Origin of the sequence: Arthrobacter sp. NPDC057259 (assembly GCF_042668995.1) — a bacterium.
Taxonomy (GTDB): domain Bacteria; phylum Actinomycetota; class Actinomycetes; order Actinomycetales; family Micrococcaceae; genus Arthrobacter.
This window is the reverse complement of record NZ_JBHUYA010000004.1, coordinates 334,679-341,086: the sequence shown is the minus strand read 5'-3', so window position 1 is coordinate 341,086 and position 6,408 is coordinate 334,679. Positions and strand designations below refer to the sequence as shown.

The window sequence follows — 6,408 nt, the reverse complement described above, 5'->3', positions numbered from 1 at the left end:
CCACCGGACCCATCCGCGACACCTGGGCCGCCACCCGCTACGAAACCGGACCACTGGCCTACCCCACCACCCCCGTCACCTGCGGACTCGTCAACGACGGCTGCTACCAAAACTTCCAAAACGGAGCCATCATCTGGTCCCCCACCACCGGCGCCCAGCCCTCACCCAACGGACCCATCCGCGACACCTGGCAAAAAACCGGCTACGAACGCGGAACCCTCGGCTACCCCACCACCCCTCAAACCTGCGGGCTGAAAGACGGCGGCTGTTACCAGAACTTCCAGAACGGCGCGATCATCTGGTCCCCCGCTACAGGTGCCTTTTCCTCTCAGAATGGTCCCGTACGGGATTCATGGAAAGCCTCCGGCTTTGAACGCGGCTCCTTGGGCTACCCCACCTCAGAGCAAACCTGCGGGCTAAAAGACAGCGGCTGCTACCAGAACTACCAAAACGGCGCCATCATCTGGTCCCCCACCACCGGCGCCCAAATCAGCCCCACCGGACCCATCCGCGACACCTGGGCCGCCAACGGCTATGAACGCGGAACCCTCGGCTACCCCACTAGCCCGATCACATGCACACCCACTGAAGACACCTGCACCCAGACCTACCAAAACGGGCTCATTAGCTGGACCACGGGCGCCGGAACCACGATCACACGACCTTAGGAAAGTATCCACATAACGACTGCGGCGACCCATCCCGAGAGTGGGAGGGGTCGCCGCTGTGTAGAGCTTCGAACCGTCTAGGTGCCGTGCTCAAGCAGGTCGATCAGGTATTGGCCGTATCCGCTCTTGATGAGAGGAGTAGCGCGCTCGCGCAGGTCATCGTCTGAGAGAAAGCCCAAACGCCAAGCGATTTCCTCCGGAGCCCCAATTTTGAGCCCCTGACGGTTCTCTGTCGTTCGAACAAAGTTCGAGGCATCGTTGAGGTCATTGAACGTTCCGGTGTCAAGCCAGGCGGTGCCGCGCGGTAGGATCTCAACCTGCAGCTTGCCCTGCTCCAAGTAGGTTCGGTTGATATCGGTAATTTCAAGTTCCCCGCGAGGCGAAGGCTTCAGATTCTTCGCGATTTCCACGACATTGTTGTCGTAGAAATACAGACCCGGTACCGCGTAGTGGCTTCTTGGCTTTACCGGCTTCTCTTCGAGTGAAATTGCCCTTCCGTCAGCGTCAAACTCAACAACCCCGTACGCTTTGGGATCGGCGACCCAATAGCCGAATACGGCGCCGCCCTCAATGTTCTCGAAGCGGCGGAGTTGCTTACCCATACCCGGGCCATAGAAAATGTTATCCCCTAGGACCAGCGCCACCGGCTCGTTCCCGATATGTTCGGAACCCAGGATGAAGGCCTGCGCCAGCCCGTCAGGAGACGGCTGCTGGATGTACGTCAGGTTCACCCCGAATTGTGATCCGTCCCCAAGGAGCCGCTGGAACTGCTCGGCGTCATGGGGAGTGGTGATGATCAGGATGTCCCGAATGCCCGCCAGGATCAGGGTCGAGAGCGGGTAATAGATCATCGGCTTGTCGTAGACCGGGACGAGCTGCTTGCTGACGCCGAGCGTGATCGGGTGGAGCCTTGATCCCGTACCGCCAGCGAGAATGATTCCTCGCACGCTCACCTTCTTTCGTTGTCGTTGGTTCGCAATCCTTTACACGATATCGCTACCCACTCGTACTCCCAGCCCCGGGGTGCCGCGAACGCCGGCACTTCGGCGACCTACGGGTCGGAAGCATACGCGGATCGTTCCACCGGAACTTGATTTCCCCACAATGGGCCGTTGGCTCGATAAAGTGGGCGCTAGAAGCCGGGAAATGGTTTTGTGGCAAGTATTGTACCGGCGCCGTTCTTGGATGTGATTCCGCGGGGCTGTGCTGCCAACGCGGGCTCAGTTCCTTTCGTTTCGCGGCTCCAGAGCAAGCGCCCTGAGGCCAGGGACAGTGCTCCATGGGCAAACATAGCCGGAGCAGCCGCGTACCGTGGGGTTGAATTTTCGCCATTCGGAGCGGCGCACCAGAAAACTGCGGAAACCGCTGCGGACGCCCTCGCGGAGATACACGTCGCCCATCCCTAGAATGCGTCTACGACAGCCCGAGCCCACATCACCGTAGCAACAGAGAGGAGAGCTCCTCCAAAATTTGTCTACCCGACGCCTTCCCTGAACGCTGAAATTCTACGGTCTACGCCTTCCCACCAGAAGCCAACCGATGCTACCGCGATCCCCAGGTATGCCCCCGCTAAACGGAGCGCGAAACCCTCTCGAAGTTAGTGAACTGTAGGGCAAGAACCACGATGAATAAGCCACGGTCCATCTGGTAGCGAAGGAAGAAGCCGTCCTCGGCCCTGGTCAAGCCGGGAAGTCTGATCCAAGCCACGAGTGTGAGGACTGAAGCACCAAGAACAGCCACAGCGAAGGCCGAAAACCTGTTCTTCCGAGTATGGAGAGTCCCGCGAAGCTTCCACAGCAGACGGGGCGGTCCGGGGTCAACGACAACTCGCGGTGGACGCAGTTGGCCAGCCGGCAAGTTCAAGTCGTGCATCCCTTCGTTCAAACAATGTTCACAGCCTTTCGGCTACGATCTTGAATCATGCAACGACTCCTCGTTACCGGCGGCGCCGGCTTCATTGGTTCCAATTTCGTCCACTACGTTCTGGAGAACACCGACCTGCAGGTCACTGTTCTAGACAAGTTGACTTACGCCGGCAACCTGGAATCGCTCAGAGGGCTGCCCGAGCAACGCTTCACTTTCGTTCAGGGCGATATCGGCGATGCTGCTCTGGTGGATCAGTTGGTGGCCGCGGCCGACGTCGTGGTGCACTACGCGGCCGAATCGCATAACGACAACTCCCTGCATGACCCGCGGCCATTCCTTGACACAAACATTATCGGGACCTACACGCTGATCGAGGCTGCCAGGAAGCACAACAAGCGGTTTCACCACATCTCCACGGACGAAGTCTACGGCGACCTCGAATTGGACGACCCAGAACGCTTCACCGAGAGCACGCCATATAACCCGTCCAGCCCGTACTCGTCCACCAAAGCGGGTTCGGACCTGCTGGTCCGCGCTTGGGTGCGCTCCTTTGGCCTGCAGGCAACCATCAGCAACTGTTCCAACAACTACGGCCCGTACCAGCACGTCGAGAAGTTCATTCCGCGTCAGATCACAAACGTGATCGACGGCATCCGGCCCAAGCTCTACGGGAAGGGCGAGAACGTCCGTGACTGGATCCACGCCAACGACCACTCTTCAGCTGTCCTGGCGATCATCGCCAAGGGTCGGATTGGCGAGACCTACCTGATCGGCGCCGACGGCGAGAAGAACAACAAGGACGTCGTCGAGCTCATTCTCAAGCACATGGGCCAGGCGCCGGATGCCTACGACCACGTCGTGGACCGGCCCGGCCACGACATGCGTTACGCGATCGACTCCACGAAGCTGCGCGAGGAACTCGGCTGGGAGCCGCAGTTCTCCAACTTCGAGGCCGGCCTCGAAGACACCATCGCCTGGTACCGGGACAACGAGGACTGGTGGCGCCCGCAGAAGGCCGCCACCGAAGCCAAGTACAAGGAACAGGGCCAGTAACCCATGTCGATCGAGTTCTCGAAAAAGCTCACCGCGCACGAAACTCCGATTCCCGGCGTCGTCCTCTACGACCTCCCGGTCCACGGAGACAATCGTGGCTGGTTCAAGGAGAACTGGCAGCGGGAAAAGATGGTGGCGCTCGGGCTGCCGGACTTCCGCCCCGTGCAGAACAACATCTCGTTCAACGAATCGGCCGGCACTACCCGCGGCATCCACGCCGAGCCATGGGACAAGTTCATCTCCGTGGCCACCGGCCGGATCTTCGGTGCCTGGGTGGATTTGCGTGAGGGGCCGACGTTCGGGGCCGTCTTCACTGCTGAAATGGATCCCAGCCAAGCCATCTTCATTCCCCGGGGGGTAGGCAACGCCTTCCAGACGCTGGAGGACAACACCGCCTACACCTACTTGGTCAACGACCACTGGTCCGCCGACGCTCAAGGCCAGTACACCTTCCTGAACCTCGCTGACGAAACCGTGTCCATTGCGTGGCCGGTGCCCCTCGGGCAGGCCGAACTCTCCGACAAAGATAAGGCGCATCCCCGGCTTCATGACGTTGCGCCGATGCAAGCCAAGAAGACCCTCGTGCTGGGCGCCAACGGTCAACTAGGCAGGGCACTCCGGGACGCCTACGACGGTGACCGGTCGGTAGATTTCGCAAGCCGAAACGAATTTGATCTGGCCTCGCCGGACGCCGGGAAGGGCCTGAATTGGAAAAATTACTCCACAATTATCAACGCTGCTGCTTTTACCGCGGTGGATATCGCGGAAACTGCCGAAGGCCGGGAAGCCGCCTGGAATGTGAACGTTAAGGGTGTGGCCAACCTGGCCCGCATCGCCATCGAAAACAACCTGACCCTGGTCCATGTCTCCTCGGACTACGTCTTCGACGGCACAAAGTCATCCGCGTACGTGGAGGATGACCCAGCCTGCCCCCTCGGGGTGTATGGCCAAACGAAGGCAGCCGGCGACGCTGCCGTGAGCCTGGTGCCCCGGCACTACATAATTCGCACCAGCTGGGTAATTGGAGACGGAAATAATTTCGTTCGGACAATGGCCGCACTTGCCGGAAAGGGCATCAAGCCGTCCGTCGTAAAGGATCAAATCGGCCGTCTGAGCTTCACCGCGGACATTGCTGCAGGCATTAAGCACCTTCTGGGCACCAGCGCGGAGTACGGCACCTATAACCTTTCCAACGACGGAGAGCCATTGTCCTGGGCGGCCGTCGCCGCTCAGGTGTACGAATCGTGCGGCGCTTCGCCGGATGCCATAACCGGAGTGAGCACCGAGGAGTACTTCGCGGGCAAAGCTGCGGCGCCGCGTCCGCTCAACAGCGTCCTCGACCTGGCAAAGATCAAGTCAACAGGATTCTCTCCCGTGGATCAGCTCCAGCGCCTCCGCGAGCTGCCGCTCAATTCATCGAGTATTCAGTGAGTGCTGCGCGTCGGGGTGTTTGTGGTTGTGTGAGAGGATAGTGCGGTGAGTAAGACGTGGGTTGTCATTCCGATGTACAACGAGGCAACCGTTGTTGGCAAGGTCATCGAAGGCCTGTTGGGGACCTTTCCAAACGTAGTGTGTGTTGACGACGGCAGCCGTGATGGTTCAGTAGTTGTAGCCCGCAATGCGGGCGCCGTGGTGGTCGAGCATCCTGTGAACCTTGGCCAGGGTGCGTCGTTGCAGACAGGGATCGAGTACGCGCTGCAGGACCCCGAGACCGACTCCATTGTTACCTTTGACGCCGATGGGCAGCACCGCGTGGAAGACGCCGTGGCCATGGTGGAGCGCTTGCGAACGGAATCGTTGGATGTGGTGCTCGGTTCGAGGTTCCTGGACTCCCGGACGAAACTGACGGCCATGAAGCGGCTAGTACTCAAGGTCGCTGCCCTGCAGATGAAATTGTCCACGGGACTGGACCTGACCGATGCCCACAACGGGCTGCGTGTTCTGGGCAGGGATATTGCCAGCCGCATTCAGCTTAGACAGAACCGCATGGCGCATGCGTCGGAACTGGTCCACCAGTTGGCAGCCTTCAAGGTGAGGTATGTGGAACACCCGGTGCACATCATCTATACGGACTATTCGAAGGCCAAAGGACAGTCCCTGCTCAATTCGGTGAACATCGTTGCCGACCTGTTCTTTAAATAGGAGGGCTAACCCTTGATCTTCATAGTCCAGCTTGTTCTGGTCATCGCGGTAATATTTGTGTCGCTGGCTCTGATGCGCGGTGGGTCAAATACGCGGCACTTGGCGATCCGGCGGTTGCTGCTGATGGTATTTGCCTTCGCCGCCGCAATCTCTATCTTCGTCCCCGACCTGCTGACTCGCGTGGCGCAGTTCCTGGGCATCGGGCGTGGCACAGACTTGGTCCTTTATGCCCTGATCTTCTGTTTCTTTGTCTTCATGTCAACGACGTATCAGCGTTTCCGGCAGTCAGAGTTCGCGCTGACGCTCCTGGCGAGGCGCATGGCCCTTGATGAGGCCCCCCGCCCGTGGCTGGAAGACGACCGCCCTCGCCTGCAGGCTCCAGTCAAACGGCAGCCCACCGCGGCATCCGGGTCTGAACGCTGACAGGAATTGCACCGGCCAGGGTGCGGCCACTGGCCCGTCCCGCCGTCGGAACATTCTTGCTAGGCTGACACGCGCCAACTGCAAGGCTAGGCGCCAAGGCCCTGGGTACGGTCTAGACCGTGCCCAGGGCCTTCGTCGTAATTGCGGTTCTTTTCGTCTTCCACCAATGGTGCGGCTCCAAGCACGGGTTTGGCGGCAGCCGCTAGGCCGGAGCATCCCGCAAATGTCGGCCGACCCGCAGGTCCTCGATATGGTT

General features: G+C 59.9%; 6 protein-coding genes. 5 read left to right on the top strand and 1 reads right to left on the bottom strand.

All coding sequences use genetic code 11. From position 1 onward, the window contains the following. A partial coding sequence (locus tag ACFUCU_RS09295) for an LGFP repeat-containing protein (protein ID WP_377972162.1) occupies positions 1-668 on the top strand: 668 nt, incomplete at its 5' end. Between the two features lie 77 nt (positions 669-745). Here the strand turns inward: ACFUCU_RS09295 and rfbA are convergent. Then, on the bottom strand, positions 746-1,615 hold the full coding sequence (gene rfbA / locus ACFUCU_RS09290; RefSeq protein WP_377972160.1) for a glucose-1-phosphate thymidylyltransferase RfbA: 870 nt from the start codon (positions 1,613-1,615) through the stop codon (positions 746-748). Positions 1,616-2,588: 973 nt separating this feature from the next. Here rfbA and rfbB point away from each other — a divergent pair. Genes rfbB through ACFUCU_RS09270 form a run of 4 tightly spaced genes read left to right on the top strand, consistent with a single transcriptional unit; the run spans position 2,589 to position 6,152 of the window. Next, positions 2,589-3,587, top strand: coding sequence for a dTDP-glucose 4,6-dehydratase (gene rfbB, locus ACFUCU_RS09285; protein ID WP_377972158.1), 999 nt, complete (start codon positions 2,589-2,591; stop codon positions 3,585-3,587). A gap of 3 nt (positions 3,588-3,590) precedes the next feature. Next, positions 3,591-5,018 (top strand): sugar nucleotide-binding protein, encoded by a 1,428-nt coding sequence (locus ACFUCU_RS09280; RefSeq protein WP_377972156.1) that lies wholly within the window; start codon positions 3,591-3,593, stop codon positions 5,016-5,018. 45 nt (positions 5,019-5,063) lie between these two features. After that, on the top strand, positions 5,064-5,729 hold the full coding sequence (locus ACFUCU_RS09275) for a glycosyltransferase family 2 protein (protein ID WP_377972154.1): 666 nt from the start codon (positions 5,064-5,066) through the stop codon (positions 5,727-5,729). A 12-nt stretch (positions 5,730-5,741) separates the two neighbouring features. Beyond that, positions 5,742-6,152 carry a DUF2304 domain-containing protein gene (locus tag ACFUCU_RS09270; protein ID WP_377972153.1) on the top strand — a complete coding sequence of 137 codons (411 nt, stop codon included), beginning with the start codon at positions 5,742-5,744 and terminating at the stop codon, positions 6,150-6,152. Positions 6,153-6,408: the final 256 nt, after the last annotated feature.

Coding starts and splice junctions, on each gene's coding strand:
- rfbB (WP_377972158.1), top strand. CDS start 2,589: ATGCAACGACTCCTCGTTACCGGCGGCGCCGGCTTCATTGGTTCCAAT.
- ACFUCU_RS09280 (WP_377972156.1), top strand. CDS start 3,591: ATGTCGATCGAGTTCTCGAAAAAGCTCACCGCGCACGAAACTCCGATT.